General features: G+C 64.3%; 17 protein-coding genes. 11 read left to right on the top strand and 6 right to left on the bottom strand.

All coding sequences use genetic code 11. The features are described from left to right. Nucleotides 1-15: 15 nt before the first annotated feature. Nucleotides 16-1284, bottom strand: a complete 1269-nt coding sequence (locus tag LO931_RS06430) for an acetyl-CoA hydrolase/transferase family protein (RefSeq protein ID WP_229052454.1) — start codon at nt 1282-1284, stop codon at nt 16-18. A 706-nt stretch (nt 1285-1990) separates the two neighbouring features. Between LO931_RS06430 and LO931_RS06425 the strand changes: the two genes are divergently transcribed. The 5 genes from LO931_RS06425 to LO931_RS06405 all read left to right on the top strand — a co-directional run bounded on the left by LO931_RS06425 (nt 1991) and on the right by LO931_RS06405 (nt 7429). Further along, a complete protein-coding gene (locus tag LO931_RS06425; protein ID WP_229052453.1) occupies nt 1991-3133 on the top strand; it encodes a substrate-binding domain-containing protein in 1143 nt (380 codons plus the stop codon). A gap of 24 nt (nt 3134-3157) precedes the next feature. After that, the gene (locus LO931_RS06420) at nt 3158-4744 is read left to right on the top strand and encodes a sugar ABC transporter ATP-binding protein (RefSeq protein ID WP_229052452.1); all 1587 of its coding nucleotides are present in this window, start codon (nt 3158-3160) and stop codon (nt 4742-4744) included. After that, a complete protein-coding gene (locus tag LO931_RS06415; protein ID WP_229052451.1) occupies nt 4737-5801 on the top strand; it encodes an ABC transporter permease in 1065 nt (354 codons plus the stop codon). Before LO931_RS06420 ends, LO931_RS06415 begins: the two co-directional genes overlap by 8 nt. A 61-nt stretch (nt 5802-5862) precedes the next feature. Further along, nucleotides 5863-6318 carry a MaoC family dehydratase gene (locus LO931_RS06410; protein WP_304523496.1) on the top strand — a complete coding sequence of 152 codons (456 nt, stop codon included), beginning with the start codon at nt 5863-5865 and terminating at the stop codon, nt 6316-6318. A gap of 25 nt (nt 6319-6343) precedes the next feature. Then, nucleotides 6344-7429, top strand: coding sequence for a CaiB/BaiF CoA-transferase family protein (locus LO931_RS06405; protein WP_255657841.1), 1086 nt, complete (start codon nt 6344-6346; stop codon nt 7427-7429). Nucleotides 7430-7492: 63 nt separating this feature from the next. Here the strand turns inward: LO931_RS06405 and LO931_RS06400 are convergent, their stop codons facing one another. From LO931_RS06400 to LO931_RS06385, 4 genes are all read right to left on the bottom strand, one after another. Continuing rightward, on the bottom strand, nt 7493-8170 hold the full coding sequence (locus LO931_RS06400; RefSeq protein ID WP_229052448.1) for a nitroreductase: 678 nt from the start codon (nt 8168-8170) through the stop codon (nt 7493-7495). 51 nt (nt 8171-8221) lie between these two features. Next, entirely contained in the window at nt 8222-9019 is a 798-nt protein-coding gene (locus LO931_RS06395) for an SDR family NAD(P)-dependent oxidoreductase (RefSeq protein ID WP_229052447.1), read from the bottom strand. Between the two features lie 58 nt (nt 9020-9077). Then, a complete protein-coding gene (locus LO931_RS06390; RefSeq protein ID WP_229052446.1) occupies nt 9078-10286 on the bottom strand; it encodes a cytochrome P450 in 1209 nt (402 codons plus the stop codon). Nucleotides 10287-10363: 77 nt separating this feature from the next. Continuing rightward, nucleotides 10364-10678, bottom strand: coding sequence for a 2Fe-2S iron-sulfur cluster-binding protein (locus LO931_RS06385; protein ID WP_229052445.1), 315 nt, complete (start codon nt 10676-10678; stop codon nt 10364-10366). A 342-nt stretch (nt 10679-11020) separates the two neighbouring features. Here LO931_RS06385 and LO931_RS06380 point away from each other — a divergent pair, with 342 nt between their 5' ends. Both LO931_RS06380 and LO931_RS06375 read left to right on the top strand, forming a co-directional pair. Next, nucleotides 11021-12295, top strand: coding sequence for an NAD(P)/FAD-dependent oxidoreductase (locus LO931_RS06380; RefSeq protein ID WP_229052444.1), 1275 nt, complete (start codon nt 11021-11023; stop codon nt 12293-12295). After that, a complete protein-coding gene (locus LO931_RS06375; protein WP_229052443.1) occupies nt 12292-13260 on the top strand; it encodes an oxidoreductase in 969 nt (322 codons plus the stop codon). The genes LO931_RS06380 and LO931_RS06375 overlap by 4 nt, the downstream gene beginning before the upstream one ends. A gap of 104 nt (nt 13261-13364) precedes the next feature. Here the strand turns inward: LO931_RS06375 and LO931_RS06370 are convergent, their stop codons facing one another. Continuing rightward, entirely contained in the window at nt 13365-13982 is a 618-nt protein-coding gene (locus LO931_RS06370) for a TetR family transcriptional regulator (RefSeq protein ID WP_229052442.1), read from the bottom strand. Between the two features lie 101 nt (nt 13983-14083). Between LO931_RS06370 and LO931_RS06365 the strand changes: the two genes are divergently transcribed. From LO931_RS06365 to LO931_RS06350, 4 genes are all read left to right on the top strand, one after another. Further along, on the top strand, nt 14084-14419 hold the full coding sequence (locus tag LO931_RS06365) for a hypothetical protein (protein WP_229052441.1): 336 nt from the start codon (nt 14084-14086) through the stop codon (nt 14417-14419). Nucleotides 14420-14482: 63 nt separating this feature from the next. Beyond that, on the top strand, nt 14483-15370 hold the full coding sequence (locus LO931_RS06360; RefSeq protein WP_229052440.1) for an aldo/keto reductase: 888 nt from the start codon (nt 14483-14485) through the stop codon (nt 15368-15370). 396 nt (nt 15371-15766) lie between these two features. Beyond that, nucleotides 15767-16423, top strand: a complete 657-nt coding sequence (locus tag LO931_RS06355; RefSeq protein ID WP_229052439.1) for a helix-turn-helix domain-containing protein — start codon at nt 15767-15769, stop codon at nt 16421-16423. A 684-nt stretch (nt 16424-17107) separates the two neighbouring features. Continuing rightward, the gene (locus LO931_RS06350) at nt 17108-18340 is read left to right on the top strand and encodes an ABC transporter substrate-binding protein (RefSeq protein WP_229052438.1); all 1233 of its coding nucleotides are present in this window, start codon (nt 17108-17110) and stop codon (nt 18338-18340) included. Nucleotides 18341-18342 lie beyond the last annotated feature (2 nt).

Raw genomic sequence — 18342 nt, 5'->3', positions numbered from 1 at the left:
CTCTTGATCTTCTGGTCAGGTCCTCAGGCCTTGGGCTTGGTCCGCAAGGGCGTCTCGGTGATCGGGATGAGCGATGGCGATCATGCGCTCGATCCGCTCCCGGATCGGGAGTCCTCTCAGGTCGGCGCTGCCGTGCTCAGTGACGATCACGCCCACATCGCACCTCGCGGTGCTGGTGGGACCGTCGAGCGCAGCAACGATCCGAGACCCGGTGCGAGTGGCAGACGGCAGAGCGATGATGGGTACACCGCCGTCCGAGTGTGCTGCCGCTCTCAGGAAGTCGCCGGCACCGCCGACGGTTCCGACGTATCGGCCAGCCACGGACTCGGCATTGACCTGGCCCGTCACGTCTACCTCGAGGGCTGAATTGACGGCAACGAATCGCGGCAGGCTCGCGAGGACAGCCGGGTCGTAGACGTACTCAATCCGCCGGAGCTGGACACTCGGGTTGGCGTGGGCGAAGTCCAGCAGGTCCTGGCCACCGTGCAGGAAGCTCGCCACGCTTGCGCCGTGGTCACGTCCTTTGTGGGCATTGCTCACCGCGCCCGAGGTGACGAGGGTCGCCATCGCTTCGCTGAACAACCCGGAGTGGATGGACAGGTCGTTCCTGTCGCGCAAGAGCTCGAGAACGGCGTCCGGAATACGGCCGATCCCGATCTGGAGGGTGGAGAAGTCTTCGACCCACGATGCGACCTCGGCCGCGATCGCGCGATCGACAGTCGACGGTGGCTGCGGCTTGCTGCTCGGGATTGGATCGTCCACCTCGATGATCGCGGCGAGCTCGGATGCCGCGATCGTGCGGTCGCCGTGCGTGGCAGCGGCTCGGGCGTTGACCTGGCCGATCACGACTCGGGCCGATGACAGCGCGGCGATCAGGTAGTCCTGCGCAGCCGAGATGCTGAAGACGCCGTCTTCGGCTGTCCGTGCGAGCTGGAGGAGCAGGACATCGACCTTCGACTCCCCGTGGCTCAGCAGGCGAGGAACGCTGGAGTACGGAACGGGATGGATACGCAGCAGGCCGCGGTCGCTCAGGCTTCGTGCCGATCCATGACCGCCGGTGAAGCTCGAGAACTCGATGTGGTCAGCACAGTCGGCAGTGATGGCTTCGGAGCTCGTGATGCCGATGAAGCACCTGATGCCGCCGAGCTGACGCCTCTGCGCCATCAGGATCTCGATCAGAGCCGAGGGCTCGGCTGCCGCTTGACCCCACGTGACCATGTCGCCGGCGCGGATGTACGAGGAAAGTTCGATCGAGTCTCGGTCGGATGCTGTCGTCATCAACATGCGGTCCTGTCACTGGATGCCGGGTGCCATGGATGGCAGTCGGACGAGTTCTCGGTCCGCGGTTGCGGGCGCTCTCAGTGGTGCAGTCTCGTATAAACGATCGTTCGAATCAACTGTCTTCTTCGGGACAAAGTCTTGCGCTCGACATCTGAGCGTCAAAAATATCCGTCATTGCAGGATACTGCTGGTATCACGTGAGCACGAGAATCGTCACCACATGTGTATGTATGCAGAACATTCGGTACGAAGTCTGCTGGGCGCGACTAGCGGTAACGGCACGCCGGCGCGAATTCTGCTCGAGCTCATCAGCGGTCCGTGATGCGCCGAAATTGCCCGGAAACATGGCTCCTGCCGGTGGACTTGGTCGAGTCGGGTGTCGGCCTGATGGAAGCTCTTCCTCACTGGGTGACGAACAAATGATCCTCAAGTGCGCGGCGCCGGATCCATGTCGTGCTCGCTCCAGACGCGGTCGCGGCGGAGCTAGCCGGGCGTTTAGTGCTGAGGTTCCAGAAGATTGTGACATCACGAGACTCGGTTTGAAACGTGCTGCTCAGCAAATTTACGCGTCTGTGTTGACGATGCTGAGGCCGCTGGCTAGTGTAACGACTGTTCATCAACGTGACCCGAGTCACGTTCGTGATCAGGGGGTGCTGGTGCCTCATCCGAGGCGCCGAGAGGTGCTGCGCACGACGAAAGGAACACCCGAATGAATCGAGTGCCGCTGAACAGGACGGGCTGGCGATGGCTGGCGATGACGCTGACGGCAACCCTCGCGCTCAGCGCCTGCGGGTCGAGCAGCGACAGCGCGAGTGGCGGGTCCGGTGGAGGAGATCAGGCCTGCATCGATGCCGCCGCGGAGCAAAACGCCGAGTATGCGTCGCTTCCGACGAAGATCGCTGAGGGGTTCACGGCGCTCGGCGCCGCACCCACCGCAGACGGTTCGATCATCGCGCTGGCGGTCGGCAGTCTCCCGAACGATGTCGGACCTGCAGAGTCCGCGGTCGAGGCCGCCGAAGCCATCGGCTGGACCGGCAAGGTGATCTCGCACGACGGCTCGGTCGAGGACGTGAACGAGAAGCTGCAGGAGGCCATTGACGAGAAGCCGACGGCGATCGTGATGCAGGGGACCAATCTCGACTCGATCAGCGGGTCTTTGGCCAAGGCCGAGGAAGCTGGAGTCATCGTCGCGGTGGGTTCGGGAGATGTCGAGCCTCAGGGCACAACCGGATACGCCGGCACCTTCAACGCGGCCAATAACTTCGATCTGAAGGCGAGGGCGATGTCGGCCTGGATCCTCAATGACTCGGGTTGCAGCACCAATGCGCTGATGGTCGGTCTGCCGTACCCCATCTTGAAGACCATGGGTGATTCCTTCGTTGCGAGCTACGAAGAGACGTGCTCGGACTGCACCGCCGAGTATCAGGAGCTCCCGCTGGCGCAGGTCGGTACTCCCGCTGCCACGACCGCGATCGTCTCCTCGGTGCAGGCGGACCCGTCCATCGGCTACGTCGTGGTCCAGGACTCCGTGATCGCCACGGGACTGCGCGCGGCGTTGGATCAGGCTGGCTTGAACGATGTGAAGATCACCGGCATCACTCCGGATGCGCAGGCCTACAGTGCGCTGAAGAACGGCACCAACTCGATGTGGATGCTTAATTCACTTCCGTTCGTGGGGTACGTCATGGTCGACACCGTCCTGCGAGTCCTTGACACCGGTGAGCCCGTCGCGGCGATCGAGTACCCGACTCCTGTGCTGACGAAGGAGAACTTGCCGGAGGGTGCAGACAGCAGCCTCGCGATTCCGGAGGACTTCCGTGAGCAGTTCCTCGAGGTCTGGGGAGTGAAGTAGCAAGTGCCACCGGAAGAGGACGGGATGTCGACGTCAACCTACGAGCCCGATGGTGGATCTGTCCGCCGCGGGAGCTCCGATGAAGATCCATCGGCTCTCCGACTGGAGGGCGTTGGCAAGTCCTTCAGCGGCACGCCTGTCCTCAGTGATGTCAGTCTGAATGTTCGGCAGGGAGAGGTCCATGCCCTCATCGGACAGAACGGCTCGGGTAAATCCACCCTCATCAAGATCTTGAGTGGATTTCATCACCCGGACCCCGGCTCCAGAGCGACGGTTCTTGACGTCGCGCTGGAGCTGGGGGACCCGGGGTCCGCGCACCAGCGAGGGATCCGATTCGTCCACCAGGACCTCGGCCTGGTCGGACGCCTGAGCTCGCTCGAGAACTTTGCCCTGGGGATTGGATACCCCACGGGCGCGCTCTCGCGAATTCGCTGGCGCCAGCATCGACAGATCGTCCGCGACGGCGTGCGACGCCTCGGGCATGAGTTCGATCTCGCTGTACCGGTGGAACGCCTCGCTCCCGTTGAACGTACGGCTCTGGCGATCGCGCGAGCACTGCATGGCGCCGACAACCTTTCGCTCCTGGTGCTCGACGAACCCACCGCCACGATGCCGCGCGCCGACGTCGAGCGGCTTCATCACCTCGTTCGCCGTGTCAGCGGCGAGGGCATCGGAGTCCTCTACGTCTCGCATCATCTCGACGAGATCATGTCGCTGGCGGACCGGGTGACGGTCCTTCGAGACGGACGGAAGGTGGACACGGCCGAGATCCAGACCGTCACCAAGGAGAACCTCATCACGATGATGACGGGCTCCACGGTCAACAAGGATCGAACTGCGGCCGCAGGCACCACGACCGCCGGTGTCGTCCTCGAAGTACGTGACCTGAGCTTCGGATCCTCCGGTCCCATCTCGTTCGACGTCCGCGGCGGCGAGATCCTCGGCATCGCCGGGATCACGGGATCGGGCAGAGAACGCTTGTGTCGGACGGTCTACGGCGGATCCGACTACGACGGCACGGTGCTGATCGAGGGCACGCCGTTGAAACGTCGAAACACACAGCACGCCGTCACCAGTGGAGTCGGATTCGTCTCGGCGACCAGGCTTGATGACGGAGTCGTCGCCGAGATGTCAGTTCGGGAGAACCTGATGCTGGGAGATATCCGCAGCGTGGCGCGATTCGGAGTCGTGCGCCGCTCCAGGGAGTCCGCTGAATGCGCCGACCTGTTTCGCGATCTCAAGGTCAAAGCGTCTGGACCGGAAGCCCCGCTGGCCAGCCTCTCCGGAGGCAATCAGCAAAAGGTGGTGATCGGGCGGTGGCTCCGCCGCCGACCCAGAGTCCTCCTGCTCGACGAGCCGACACAAGGCGTCGATGTGGCAGCCAAGGCCGACATCCACCGATTGGTCGACGACGCCGCAACAACAGGTGTCGCGGTCGTGGTCGCCGGCTCGGACGAGGAGGAGCTCGTACGCCTGTGCGATCGCATTCTCGTGATGCGTGACGGGGTAGTAGCACGCCAATTCGCAAGGGGCGAGATCACGGCTTCCGAGCTCGCGTTCGAATGTCTCGCTGACGACAAGTCAGACCAGAAAGAAGATGAGCATGCCTGAGGAAACCGAGACTGTGCAGATCGATGGATGGCACAGCGACCCGGCAGAAAGTCCTGACACCCTCGACCGTGGCGTCGGCATCACGCGGCGACCGGCGCGGTGGAGCGTCGGATCGCTGCGGCTGTCCAGCCTGGCCGGGCTGTACGTCCTGATCGCTCTGCTCGTCCTGTTCACGCTCTCCGACGAGCGCTTCGCCGCGCCGCAGAACTATCGGGTCATCTTGGCCAGCCAGGCAATCGCAGGAATCTTGACGCTCGGCCTCGTCGTGTCCCTGATCAGCGGCGTGTTCGACGTGTCCATTGCGGCCACCATGGCTCTGTCGATCAGTCTCGTCGGTTGGCTGCAAGCAGAGATGGGTTTCCATCCCCTCGTGGCAGTCGTGCTCACGCTCCTGGCGGGTGCGACCGTGGGTGCTCTGAATGCCGTCTCTGTCACGGTCCTACGGGTTGAACCGATCATCGCCACCTTGGGCAGTTCGGCGATCCTCGCAGCGGTCGCATACTGGATCGCTGAGGGGCAGACGTTCATCGATGGCATCTCGCCGGGTTTCATTTCGTTCGGCCAGTCTCAGTTCTTGTCGATCCCCCTGCCGGTGTACTACTTGGCGGCTATTGCACTGCTGCTGTGGTTCGCGATCGAGCACACCCCATGGGGCCGGTATCTCCGAGCGATCGGTGCCAACGCTGAGGCGTCACGGCTGGCCGGCATTCGAGTGGTGCGAGTCCAGTGGAGCGCCCTGATCGTGTCGGGCCTGCTCGCCTCGCTCGCAGGAATCGTCCTGACGATGCAGCTCGGCGCGGCATCCTTCGGTGCGGGTGACCCGTACCTGCTCCCGGCATTCGCAGCTGCGTTCCTGGGATCGACCCAGGTGCAGCCAGGCAGATTCAACGTGTTCGGAACGCTGATCGCGCTCTACCTGCTGGCGACCGCTGTCAAGGGTCTACAGCTGCGGTACCCGGATCTGCCGTGGATCGCCGACCTCATCCAGGGCGTGACACTGATCGCGTCCGTCGCCATTGCCGCCTACGCCGGACGTCGGCGGGCCGAGAAAGGGTGATTGACATGCATGGACGCGACGGAGGGCATTCTGCGTGAAAGTCTTTACATCGGCCGAAGACATGCGAGCTCAGGTTGGTCAGGTGCTGGGGGTCAGCGACTGGCTGGAGGTGACGCAGGAACGCATCGACCTCTTCGCTGACGCCACGGGCGACCACCAGTGGATCCACGTCGACCCGGAACGAGCCAAGAGCGGTCCGTTCGGGGCGACGATCGCCCATGGGTTCTTGACCGTGTCCCTGCTTCCGGTGCTGACTCGCCAGACGTACCAGATCTCCGGCGAACGGCTTGCCGTCAACTACGGCCTTGATCGAGTGCGGTTCCCCTCCCCGGTCCGCTGCGGTGATCGCATCCGCGGTGAGGTCACCCTCGCGGCAGTCCGCGACGTGCCCGATGGAATCCAGGCGACCTACCGGACCGTGGTCTCCGTGGACGGGCGACCCAAGCCGGCATGCGTCGCTGACAGTCTCGTTCGCTACGCGTTCGAGGAGTCGCAGGAGGGCGTGACAAGTGGTTGATTCCGAGGGCGGTGACGGGTCGCACATGTGGTCGCCCGGAGGCGCCGGCCCGCTGTCCGGACTTCGCGTGGTCGAGCTCGCCGCCATCGGTCCCGTGCCGCACGCGGGGACGCTCTTGTCCGACTTGGGCGCGGACGTCGTTTGCGTGCGCCGTCGAGACGCGACCAAGGACATCCAGGCTGACCACACTCTGAGAGGTCGCCGCATCATCTCCGCGGACCTGAAGAACCCGGCGGAGCTCGAACAGGTGAAGCGACTGATCGCTCGCAGTGACGTTCTTCTCGAGGGTTTTCGACCAGGGGTCGTCGAGCGGCTTGGCCTCGGGCCGACGGAGATGCTCGGACGTCATCCCGCACTGGTGTACGGGCGCATGACCGGGTGGGGCCAGGACGGGCCACTGGCCAGCACAGCTGGACACGACATCAACTACATCGCGTTGACGGGAGTGCTGAACGCCGTCGGTCGGCAGGGTGCCCGTCCGATCCCTCCCCTCAACCTGGTCGGCGACTTCGGTGGCGGGTCGATGTTCCTGCTCTTCGGCGTGCTCGCGGCGCTGTACGAACGGCAGTCGTCGGGTCAGGGGCAGGTCATCGATGCGGCCATGGTCGACGGTGTCTTTGCTCTCTCCCACCTGATCTGGAACTTCCGTGCGCAAGGTCGGTGGAGCGACGAGCGGGGCACCAACTTGCTCGACACGGGTGCGCCCTTCTACGACACCTACGAGACGTCCGACGGGTTGTTCATGGCTGTCGGGGCGCTCGAGCCGCAGTTCTACCGCGAGTTCATCCGACTCATGGGCCTTGCCGGCGGGGACCTCCCCGAGCAGTACGACCGGAGCCGGTGGGATGAACTGCGGGTCGTCTTCACCGACACGTTCCGAGGCAAGTCGCGTGACGAGTGGTCGGCCGTGTTCGACGGCTCCGATGCTTGCGTGACTCCAGTCCTCAGCTTCGAGGAAGCGACTCGGCATCCGCATGTCGTGGAGCGTGGCTCCGTCGTCAACCTGGGCGGTGCGGATCAGCACCACCCGGCGCCTCGCTTCTCACGCAGCGTCGCTCCGTCTCCGGAGCCGGCGAGGTTCGAACTATCTATTGACGCGGTGTGGAGCTGAAGGATCCGACCGCGGCGCTGTGCGCAGCGGGTCCGAGCCTGGTTGTCAGCCTGACGCCGCGCGTCAAGTGGCGTAGGTGACGAAGCTCGACGGTTCCGCCCGAGCGGTGCGGAACTGGTTGGCAGGGTCGTCGGTCTCCTCCCACCCGAAGGAGACGCAGACGACGACCTGCCGGGTGTCGGGGATGCCGAGGTGCTCGCGAATGATGTCTGAGTAGGTGGCAAGCGCCGCTTGCGGGATCGCGCCCACCCCCTGCGCCTCGAAGGCGAGCAGGGCGTTGCTGAGGAACAACCCGCAGTCGACGGCCCCGTAGACGCCCAGCTCGGTTTCGGTGGTGATGACTGCGACGTGGGGCGCGCCGAAGAAGCTGAAGTTCTTCCCGGCTTGAGCAGCCGACGCGGCTCTGTCGCCTCGCTCGACGCCGACGGCACCGTACAGCTGGAGTGCCGATTCCAGTCGGCGGCCTCGGTAGATTCCGTGATACGCGGTTGGGAACTCGAGGTCCGGGTTTGGTGTCCCGTCGACGAATGCGGCCGACAACGTCCTTCTCAAGCGTTGAGTCGCGTCACCGGAGGTCACCACCACTTCCCACGGCTGCGTGTTGCACCACGACGGCGTGCGGGATGCGGTTGTCCACACGGCTTCGATCACTTCCGAAGGAACGGCATCGGGCCGAAATCCTCGCACGCTGTGTCGTCTCGTCAGCAGAGTTCTCAGCGCGTCGAGCTCGGAGGTGGTCATGTCGAGGGCCGCGGTTCACGCTGGTCGAGAGCGCTCCAGGAAACCACGCGGCTAGCTTTCGATGTCCGGGAGACCGAACAGGGCCGAGGTCCGACCTTGGTCTCCGACGAGATTGACGCCGTGAAAGGCCTTCGCGCCGTCGGAGGCGAGGAAGGTGATCGCCGACGCCACCTCCTGCGGCTGCAGGAAGAACCGGCCGTCGGGACTGCTGTTGTCGTACGTCTCCAGCCGTTCCTTCCAAGCGGACATCTCGGGAGTTGTCGGCCTGCTGACGCTTTCGACCATGGGGGTGTCGACCGCTCCGGGGGCGAATCCGACGACACGGATCCCGGTGCGACGCAGCTCCGGTGTCACAGATCGGATGTAGTGGGCGATGGCGGCCTTCGTCGCGGCGTACACCGCCTGACCTGGTTCCCCGAGGACCGATTGGGTCGACGTCACTGCGACCACCACACCTCCTCGACCATGCATCGCCTGGACTGCGCCTTGGATCACGTTGATGCCTCCGATGAGGTTCACCCCGATGAGCCGATCGGTCTCGGTCGAGTTCGTCTCGAACACTGGTGTCATCGCGTGGTAGCCCGCGCAGTTGACGACGATGTCCACGCCGCCGGCGCGGTTGCCCACGTGTTCGAAGAGATCGCTCACCGCTCGGCGGTCGGTGACGTCGCAGGACATGGCCCATCCCCGGTGAGGGGAGTCGAGCGCTTGGACTCGTGCTTCCAGGGCGGACTCGGACTCGGCGGCGGCGATGACCACCGTGGCCCCCTGCTGTGAAAACGATTGCGCGGTAGACCATCCGATCCCGCTCGACCCGCCGATGACGACGGCTACCTTGTCGACGAACACGTGACGTCAACCTCCGCACTGTCCCAGGTTCGCCTCAAACGCTGGTTCGACTCCGGCATCACGCGGTGGGCCAACGCAGGTTCAGATCGCTGATGCCATGCAGCTGCGCGCAGCGCTTCACGGGCGCCGGTCGATCGGGGTCGACCTCGAACTCCGGGATACGAGAGAGCCACTCCTGGAGGAAGATCTTGACCTCGAGAGTCGCGAGGTTCGCGCCAGGGCAGGCATGGGCTCCGGCGCCGAAAGTGATGTGAGTCTGCTTCGGTCGGCTGAAGTCGACCTTGGCGGGGTCGGGGAACAGCTCTTCATTGAAGTTGTACTGCGCCGGATTGACGGCGATGAGATCGCCGGCCTTCAGCGTCACTCCGTGGAACTCGCGGTCGGTCGGGACTGTGCGCATCTCGTTGGGGATGAAGTAGCGACGCGAGAGCTCCGCAACCACGTGGTCGAGGTCGTCGAGGTGGTTGGCAACGTAGGCGCGATCGTCGGGGTTCTCGGCGAGGTGAAGCGTGATGAAGCTGAGCAACATCCCCACCGAATCGAGACCGCCCTGTGTCGTCATCGTGGCAATGGCCTTGGCCTCCTCCGGCGTCATGGGCCGGCCCTGGACCTGGCTCTCGGTGATTCGAGTCAGCCCATCTGCTCGAGGGTCGGCAATGCGATCCTCGACATGGCCGTGCACATACTCCGCGATCTGAGCGAAGTAGCCCATCTTCTCGTCCATCTCGGTCGAGGTGAGGGCGCCGTTGAGGTAGCTGTTGAGGCGGGACCCGTCCTCGATCGGCATTCCCATGATCCCGAGGAAGACGGTGATCGGCAGCGGCAGTCCGAACTCGGTGACGTACTCGCACCGGCCCTTCGGCAAGAACTCCTCGATGTAGGAGACGGAGAGCTGGCGGATCAGCGGCTCGATCTCGCGCAGTGCCATCGGCGTGAACAGCTGCTGGATCGACTTGCGGTAGAAGCTGTGCAGAGGAGGGTCCGACTCCAGGGGAGGCATGCGCGGGCCCGGATGCTTCGGCGCGGAGATGTCGAAGTTGGACCAGTTCTTGTGGTCTCGATAGATGCCGAGGATGTCTTCCGGGACCGTGGCGACCCAGTGCCCACCGTTGTGCGGCGAGTACACGATGGGTTCGCCTCCCTTGCTGAACTCCGTCCACCCCAGCTGCGGGTCGGACTCCCAGCCCGGGAGTCGATACATGTCAAGGTCTCGAACCAGTGAGGGCGGCACGTTGGTGGGAAGGTCGAACTCTGTCTCTGTACTCATCAGATCTCCTCTAGGTCCTGGCGGCGTAGCCGCTCGCCGATGTTGGTGTCGCAAGAGATGCGCCTGTAGATCTCGAGTCAGGCCTCGGGCGCCAGCGATACGTCGATGGATTCGAGGTCGGCCGGAAGGTCGATCTGGCAAGCGAGCCGGGACCGTGTGGTCCGGGCGTCGAGTGAAGACAAGAGGTCGTCCTCGTCATCGGCCACATCGGGGAGCTGCGAGCCGTCGACTGCCTCGATGTACACGTGGCACGACGCGCAGGAGCAGCAACCTCCGCAGGTTCCGATCTCGTCATCGACGCCGGCATCCCGCAACACCTCCATCAACGTCAGCCCGACCTCGCCGTCGAGTGAGTGAATGTCCCCGGAACGGGCGGTCACTGTGATCCGCATGTGAAACGACAACTCCTTTCGTCTGGAGCGCGGGCCCGATGACTCGCGATGTGGAAGCCCCTCAGCGCTCACACGCCGATCTACTGACCGCCTCGGCAGGGGCGGTGGAGATCGGAGCCACCAACCTCTATTTGTGATACACATCATACCTAGAGGTCTAGAACAGTCGTTCAACCAATGGCGAGAGTCTCAAAGAATGAGACATCCGAATCGGTGCTAATCGTTGACTCCCGCCATACCTGAGGACTAGCGTCTGCCCTCTTAGTTGCCCTGCAAAGACAAGGAAAAATCGTGTCGACCGCTAGTGATTCCGCACCTGCGAGCCTGAGTCGGGACGCGAAGGTGGTCATCGTCGGCGCGGGTCAGGCCGGAACTCAGGCGGCAATTTCTCTAAGAACGAGCGGTTTTGAGGGTCAGATCGTCCTCGTGGGCGACGAGCCTCACACGCCGTACCAACGGCCCCCGCTGTCAAAGGAATTCATCTCAGGAACCAAGGGCGCTGAGGGACTGGCCTTGCGCCCGATCCGCTTCTACGCCGAGAAGGAGATCTCGCTCCTGACCGGTGTGCGCGCGAAAGGTGTGCGCTGTGTTGAGCGGCGAGTGGAGCTGGTGGACGGTAGCGAGCTCGACTACGACCACCTCGTCGTCGCAACCGGGGTGAGGGCGCGAGCTTTGGCCACAGGCGGCGAGCCTGCCGAGGATGCGTCGCTCCTCCGCACACTCGATGACGCTCTGGAATTGCGCGCGGCGCTCGTGGGCCGTCCACCGACTGACGTCGTCATCGTTGGCGGCGGTTTCATCGGTCTTGAGCTCGCCGCCACGGCGGTCCGACATGACCATCGCGTCTCGGTCCTCGAGGCAGAAGATCGCACCATGTCGAGGGTCGCTTCCAGCGAGATTGCCGATTATTTAGAGGGGCAGCATCGAGCCCACGGTGTGAAGCTCCTCCTCGGCGCGCGCGTGGACTCCTTCAGATCGGAGCCAGGCGATGTCGGTGACGGTGTTCGCCTGGTCGATGGAACCCGGCTGCCGGCGAGCGTGGTCGTCGCCGGTATCGGAGTGCTGGTCAATGAGGACTGGCTCCGTGGGAGCGGGCTGAAGCTTTCGAACGGCGTCGTCGTGGACGAGTACCTCTCCGCGAGCGACCCGCACGTCTCGGCGATCGGTGATTGTGCGCGGTTTCCGAGCACGACAGAGGAAGGCGGCTCCATCCGGCTCGAGTCCGTGCAGAATGCCGTTGACCAAGCCAAGTACCTGGCGAGACGACTGCTTGGCGAGACCGCCGCACCCTATGACACCCCTCCCTGGTTCTGGACGCACCAGTACGACGTGCGGGTCCAGACGGCAGGGCTACCGGGACACGGCTCGATCCGTCGCACAGTTGGCAGTGTGGAAGAGGGCCGATTCTCCGTCCTCCACTTCGCGGACGAGGGGCGCCTTGTGTGCGTCGAATCGGTCAACTCTGCCGCTGAGCACATGGCCGCTCGCAAGATGCTGAGCGAGAAGCTCCACGTCTCCGAGTCGATGCTCAACGAGTTTGACGGCTCAGTGGCGCTCTACATGAAGTCACGTCGCGACGTCGGCGCGACCGGCCGACAAGTGGGAGTCGAGAGGTGACGCCCGGACAGTTCGACCAACCGCGGCTGCCGGTCCCGTTCGGGGCTCAGTCGACAGCGGACGAAGTTCTCCGGGGCGTCGACCTGCGAGGGCGGACCGCACTGGTCACTGGAGGGTACTCGGGCCTCGGCCTCGAGACGACTCGCGCCCTCTCCCGCGCTGGAGCGACCGTGATCGTTCCCGCGAGAGACGAGCGTCGCGCACATCGCGTGCTCGAGCGCCTTCCCCAGACGAGAGTCATCCAGCTTGACCTGTCCTCGCTCGCCGACGTGGCGAGATGCGGCCAAGAGTTGCTCGCGTCCTGCGCCGCCATCGACATGGTCATCACGTCCGCGGCCGTCATGGCTTGCCCGGAGACCCGTGTCGGTCCGGGCTGGGAGGCGCAGTTCGCCACCAATCACCTGGGGCATTTCGCCCTGATCAATCACATCAGGCCGCTGCTCCGCTCTGGCTCACGGGTGATCTGCGTCAGTTCCGCCGGGCACTCGCGGTCGCCCATGCGTTGGGGCGATGTCATGTTCGACCATGGGTATGACAAATGGGCCGCCTACGGACAGTCGAAGACCGCCAACGCCCTCTTCGCCGTCCACCTCGACCGCCTTGGTCGCGACCGCGGCGTACGGAGCTTCTCGCTGCATCCTGGGGTGGTTCACACGGGTCTGGCGCGTCACCTGAGCGCTGCTGAACTGGAGGCGTCAGGCGTGACCAGCGCCGGGGTCCGCCAGCGGATCGCCGGCGAGAAGACGCCTGAGCAAGGTGCCGCCACCCAGGTGTGGGCTGCAACTTCAAAATCTCTTGACGACCTAGGCGGGTTGTACCTGGAGGACTGCAATGTCGCCGGCCCCTGGACGGATGAGCCGCGTGGAGGTGTGTCGACCTGGGCTGTCGACCCTGGCGAAGCGGCGCGACTCTGGACGCTGTCCGCGGAGCTCACGGGAGTGGACGGGTTCGGCGACTCGCCATGACGCTCTCGCCTTCAGACGTGACGTCCTGTTCGAACTTGCGTCGCGTACGCGGGCGATCGACATGGCGATGGTGCATCACCGGTACTGAGGTCTCGATGGCCGGACTACCCGCTCGCACGAGCCGGGAACACCGCTTGCACCGCGCTGATCACCGCCGCTCGTCGAGCCGCGCGGTCGACGTTGCGGGCCGCCGAGGTGGCGGCGAACTGCAGGTCTGGTTGCGACGCCCAGGTCGCAGCAAGCTGATTGACGAGAGCCAAGATGTCGATCGGATCCCAATCCTTGCTGAGGTCACCGTCCTGTTGGGCCAGTGCCAGTCGGGCGATCTTGCTCTGGATGACGGTGTTGAACGAGTCCCTGGCGCCCGGGAGGGAGAAATCCGATTCGAGCCGGCCCCAGGCGATGAGACGGAAGCGCTCGGGATTGTCGGAGAAGTAGTCGAAGAGTGCGCCCGCATAGGCCGGCAGGTCCGACGGATTCATGGGTGCTACATCGGCGAGGACCACGAGCTCCCGATCGACGGTCTGCTGGTAGAGGTCCGTCTTGCTCCTGAAGTAGGCGTAGAGACGTTCTTTGCTCGTCCTGGCCCGCTTGGCGATCCGATCAATTCGCGCGCCGGCGATCCCGTGTTGCGAGAACTCTTCCAGAGCTGCGGCCACGATCCGCGCCCTCGTTCCGTCGCTGTGGTTCGCGGTGGCTCGACCGTCGGCGGGGGCGGGCATGAGTCCATCCTAGCGCGCCAAACCGTTTGGTTTGACTTTCCGCCAGCGGGCGTTAGTGTTGACCAAACTACTTGGTTTGGCACGCTCTCAAAGGAGACACCATGGCCGTCGACGCCATCTTCAGCTATCGCGTGATCGACGAGGCGCGGTTCCAGCGCTACCTCGACGAAGTCCTGCCCACGACGGAACAGCACGAGCCCTACGTCCTTGGGTACGAGCTCTTCAGGTCCCCCGAAGGGGTCTATTACCAGCACGAGACGTACGTGGACGAAGCGGCAATCCACCAGCACATGAAGCTGACGGCTTCCGGGCAGGAAGACTTCGCTGCCTCCACGGAGATGCTCTCAGCCGTGATGCTCGGCGAGGTCAGCGACGAGTTCCGAGAGCAGTACGGGATCGAGACCCAGTTTCTGCCGTTTCGGAGCGTTCAGCGCTGAGCCTGCGTCGACGCAGACCGGACCAGCCCTAATCACCCCATCTTGATGACAAAGAGGACACTCATGAGCTCTACGCAACCCACCCTCACCCTGAACAACGGTGTCGATATGCCCGCAGTCGGACTGGGGGTGTACCAGAGCAGCCCCGAGGAAACGATCGAGGCGGTCGTCACCGCCCTTCAGGTGGGGTATCGCCACGTCGATACTGCGGCTGCCTACTTCAACGAGCGAGAAGTCGGCGAGGCGATCAAGCGATCTGAGATCAGTCGGGAGGAGGTGTTTCTCGAGACGAAGATCTGGATGTCGGACTACGGATACGAGGCAACCCTTCGCGGGTACGAGAAGAGCCGACGAAAGCTGGATGTCGATCAGATCGATCTCCTGATCCTCCACCAGCCCTTGGCGGACGAGTTCGACAAGACGATCGCGGCCTACACGGCGCTGGAGACCCTTCTCGCCGATGGTCGGGTTCGCGCGATCGGCATCTCGAACTTCAATCCCGAGCAGGTCGACGAGCTGGTCACTCGCACGACTGTCGTGCCCGCGGTCAACCAGATCGAGGTACACCCCTACTTCACACAGCCGGCGTGGCGCGAAGCCAACGATCGGCACGGCATCTTGACGCAAGCATGGTCGCCGATCGGCGGTTCGTACACCTACAACGACGACGTGACCGCTAATCCACTAGAGGACAAGGTCATCGTCGGTCTCGCGGAGAAGTACGGCAAGACCGCTGCCCAGATCACTCTCCGGTGGCACATCGAGCATGGGTTCTCCGCAATCCCCAAGTCCGTCAAAGCACACCGCATCGCCGAGAACTTCGATGTCTTCGACTTCGAGCTCACTGCCGAGGAGGTCGAGAATATCGACCGACTCGACACTGGCGAGCGAGGTGGCCCTGACTCCAACACCCTGAACCTGAAGAACTTCGGGTTCCCGATCCCGGACTGATCCAGGTGGACCGGCTGGCGAGCGGGCCGCATCAGGTCGGAATCAGCGCGGCCTCGGGTTCGACACCCCGCCGTCCGGCAGCAGGGTGCAGGGAGGGCCGATGCGGCGGGCATGTCTGGGGCGCACCCTGGCGAGAGCAGTCGTGCGACTGGCGGTCGGTCTACGGCGACCTGATCGCCAGCGGTGACCGCTTCGTGCGAGCCGTCGGGGACGCCATTGTCGAGAACAGCCTGAGCGCCACTGACCTGTCGTCCCAGGATGAAGGCGTCTCTCTCACTCCGAGGTAGTCACGCCGAACGATGCGAGTCTCTGCGAATCCGATCGTGGGCCTGTGGGAGCGTCGAGGCGCTCGAGCTTCGGCAGACACTTATATAGCGGCAACGCTAGATTAGGGCCATGCTGTCTGTCCCGGAGTTTGCGGCCGAGGTGGGGATCTCCGTCACCAGGGCTCGCCAGCTTGCCGTGGCCGGCCGAGTGCGAGCCGAGAAAGTCGGGTCGCAGTGGGCGATCGCCGAGGCCGAGGTCAACCGGTGGTCCGCCATGCCGTCACGACCGATGGCCGAGCGAGTCTCGTGGGCGGCTGCGGCGATGGCAGACGGGGATCCCGCCGGTTGGTTGGAGTCCAGTGAACGGTCTCGGCTCCGAAGGCGCCTGACCTCCCTGACCGATTCGCGTGACCAGGTCGCTCGCGTCCAGGCCTGGATGTGGTCGCGGGGTGTCGTCGGGTGGTGGCACGCGGAAGCCGAGTCGCTGACCGAGCTGGCGAAGCGTGTGCGGCTCTCCGGGGTCTCGAGTCTGGACTCGCGGGTCTCCTCGGGAGGCTTGGTGGAGGGGTACGTCCGACCGGGAGAGCTGGAGGCACTCGTCGATGAGTTCTGGTTGGTGACCGCCGACCCTGGTCAAGGCGAGGTTGTATTGAGGGTGAGCGACTTGGTACGTGACCGTGTGCCACGCCTCATGGTTGCTGCTGACCTCGCCGACCATCGTCGACCGCGCGAGGTCGATGCCGCGGAGCGAATGATCCGGGAGGTGCTTGAGGATGGACTCTGGTGATCGGCGCTCATGTCACGTCAACGGGTTCGGCCGGCCGGTCACGTCGAGTCGTTCGCTGGTCCTAGCCACCTGATCCGTGCCCACATTTTGCCCACATTTGTCCGTGATCTGACGTGAACCCGGCGATGTCGGCGTGAGGCAGAATGACTGCGAGTCCAGACCGTATCGGGCATCGCTGCAGGTCAGAGAACTGCCGATAACGAGTTCAAATCCCACCGCCACCGCGTGACGAGAACCCCCGAAATATACTGCAATTGCAGTTGTTTCGGGGGTTCTCTCGTTTGTGGATTTGGGCTGCAATCCCACCGCCATCGGCGGGTTGGGATTACGGCATCGGGCTGCAATTCCAGGGATCAACGACGGTAGGTCCCTATCAGGACTCCGGTCTCGTGCCCACATTTTGCCCACATCTCCGGGAACTCCGGGCGACATCTGAGCCGACTGATGGGCCCCTGCAATCGCCCTGGCGGAGCGGCGGTTGACGCATACTGCACTTGAGTGCACACTGTGACATACACCACTCTGCACTGCAGTGCAGGTCGCGGTGTCGACGCTCGTCCCCCGCGGGCCGTCGATCTCCTCGCGAACTGACAAGGAACCACCATCGTGACTACTACCCCCACTCGTCGCGTACGGCTCGTCGCAGCGGCGACCTTCATCGCTCTCGTTGCTGCATGCGGCGGCGTGCAGGACGCATCCGACTCCCAGGACCTCACGTCCGACCTGGCCGACGCCGAGATCGTGGCGCCGGTCGAAGGGATGGAATGCGACCCCGGTACCGAGCCCACGGGGGAGCCGATCGTGGTCGGGGGCTCGCTCAGCCTGACCGGACCACTCGCCCCCACGGCGCTTGTCCACGACGAGATCGGCAAGATCGTCGTCGAGTGGGTCAACGAGTGCGGTGGGATCGACGGTCGCCCGCTGGAGCGGAAGGTGCTGGACGACCAGTCCTCGCCGGCGCAGGCGGCCTCGAACTACGAGCGGCTCCTCGCTGAAGGCGTCGACCTGGTGATGGGCCCGTACGGCGGCGCGTCGACGCTGGCCGGCGCCGGCCCGGTCAGCCGCGCGGGCTATGCGTATCCGACCGCCACGAACGGGGCTCCGGGACAGCTCATCGGCGAGAACCACTTCCCGGCCCACCAGTTCGGCGCGGGCGTGACCGATCCGACGAAGATGTTCGACGCGTACGCACAGACACTGCTCGGCGCGCTCAACTCCAGCGACACCCCGCCCGAGACGATCTTCTTCGCGAACGCCAAGTTCCCCACGACCCTCAGCTACGGTGCAGCTGCCGAGGCAGCCCTCGAGGAGGACGGCAAGAACATCGTGGGCTCGGTCGAGTACGACCTCGGCACCACCGACTTCAGCTCGATCGCGACGCGCATCGCCAGCGAGGACCCGGACCTGGTCTACCTGGGGGCGATCGGCGCTGACGTCACGAACATCTACCTGGCCTTCGACGCCATCGGCTACGAGCCCCGCGCCGTCTACGCGGCTGCGCCGTCGCCGGCCTCGATCGCCAACCTCGGTGATCAGGTCGAGGGCATCCTGCTGACCTCGATCTACGAGAACCATGCGCCGCTGGGAGACACCGACATCGCTCGATACCTGGCGGTGACGTTCAGCGAGGCGGCGGAGGCGGACGGGTTGTTCCCCCTCGTGGAGACCCAGGCGGCCGGAGGTTTCGCTGCGTGGCAGATCCTGCTCACCGCGGTGAACGAGGTCGGGGTCGACAACGCGGCCATCATCGAGTGGTTGAACGCGAACGAGGTGAGCACGGTTGTCGGCGACATCTCCTTCGACGGTTTCAACAACTACGGCGAGGACTTCAACCGGGTCACTCAGGTGCAGGACGGCAAGCGCGTCCTGGTCTGGCCCGAGGACGTCGCGGGTGCGCCCATCGACCTCGCGCCCTGAGC

It is taken from the genome of Aeromicrobium sp. Leaf350 (assembly GCF_916858655.1).
Classification (GTDB): Bacteria; Actinomycetota; Actinomycetes; order Propionibacteriales; family Nocardioidaceae; genus Aeromicrobium.
Note: the sequence above shows the minus strand (reverse complement) of the source record. Positions and strands in the feature narration are given on the sequence as shown.

Excerpts from the sequence above, each read along its gene's own strand:
- LO931_RS06355 (WP_229052439.1), top strand. The coding sequence starts at position 15,767 with ATGCTGTCTGTCCCGGAGTTTGCGGCCGAGGTGGGGATCTCCGTCACC.
- LO931_RS06415 (WP_229052451.1), top strand. The coding sequence starts at position 4,737 with ATGCCTGAGGAAACCGAGACTGTGCAGATCGATGGATGGCACAGCGAC.
- LO931_RS06370 (WP_229052442.1), bottom strand. The coding sequence starts at position 13,982 with ATGCCCGCCCCCGCCGACGGTCGAGCCACCGCGAACCACAGCGACGGA.
- LO931_RS06410 (WP_304523496.1), top strand. The coding sequence starts at position 5,863 with ATGCGAGCTCAGGTTGGTCAGGTGCTGGGGGTCAGCGACTGGCTGGAG.
- LO931_RS06385 (WP_229052445.1), bottom strand. The coding sequence starts at position 10,678 with ATGCGGATCACAGTGACCGCCCGTTCCGGGGACATTCACTCACTCGAC.
- LO931_RS06425 (WP_229052453.1), top strand. The coding sequence starts at position 1,991 with ATGAATCGAGTGCCGCTGAACAGGACGGGCTGGCGATGGCTGGCGATG.
- LO931_RS06430 (WP_229052454.1), bottom strand. The coding sequence starts at position 1,284 with ATGTTGATGACGACAGCATCCGACCGAGACTCGATCGAACTTTCCTCG.
- LO931_RS06390 (WP_229052446.1), bottom strand. The coding sequence starts at position 10,286 with ATGAGTACAGAGACAGAGTTCGACCTTCCCACCAACGTGCCGCCCTCA.
- LO931_RS06400 (WP_229052448.1), bottom strand. The coding sequence starts at position 8,170 with ATGACCACCTCCGAGCTCGACGCGCTGAGAACTCTGCTGACGAGACGA.
- LO931_RS06420 (WP_229052452.1), top strand. The coding sequence starts at position 3,158 with ATGTCGACGTCAACCTACGAGCCCGATGGTGGATCTGTCCGCCGCGGG.
- LO931_RS06360 (WP_229052440.1), top strand. The coding sequence starts at position 14,483 with ATGAGCTCTACGCAACCCACCCTCACCCTGAACAACGGTGTCGATATG.
- LO931_RS06365 (WP_229052441.1), top strand. The coding sequence starts at position 14,084 with ATGGCCGTCGACGCCATCTTCAGCTATCGCGTGATCGACGAGGCGCGG.
- LO931_RS06405 (WP_255657841.1), top strand. The coding sequence starts at position 6,344 with ATGTGGTCGCCCGGAGGCGCCGGCCCGCTGTCCGGACTTCGCGTGGTC.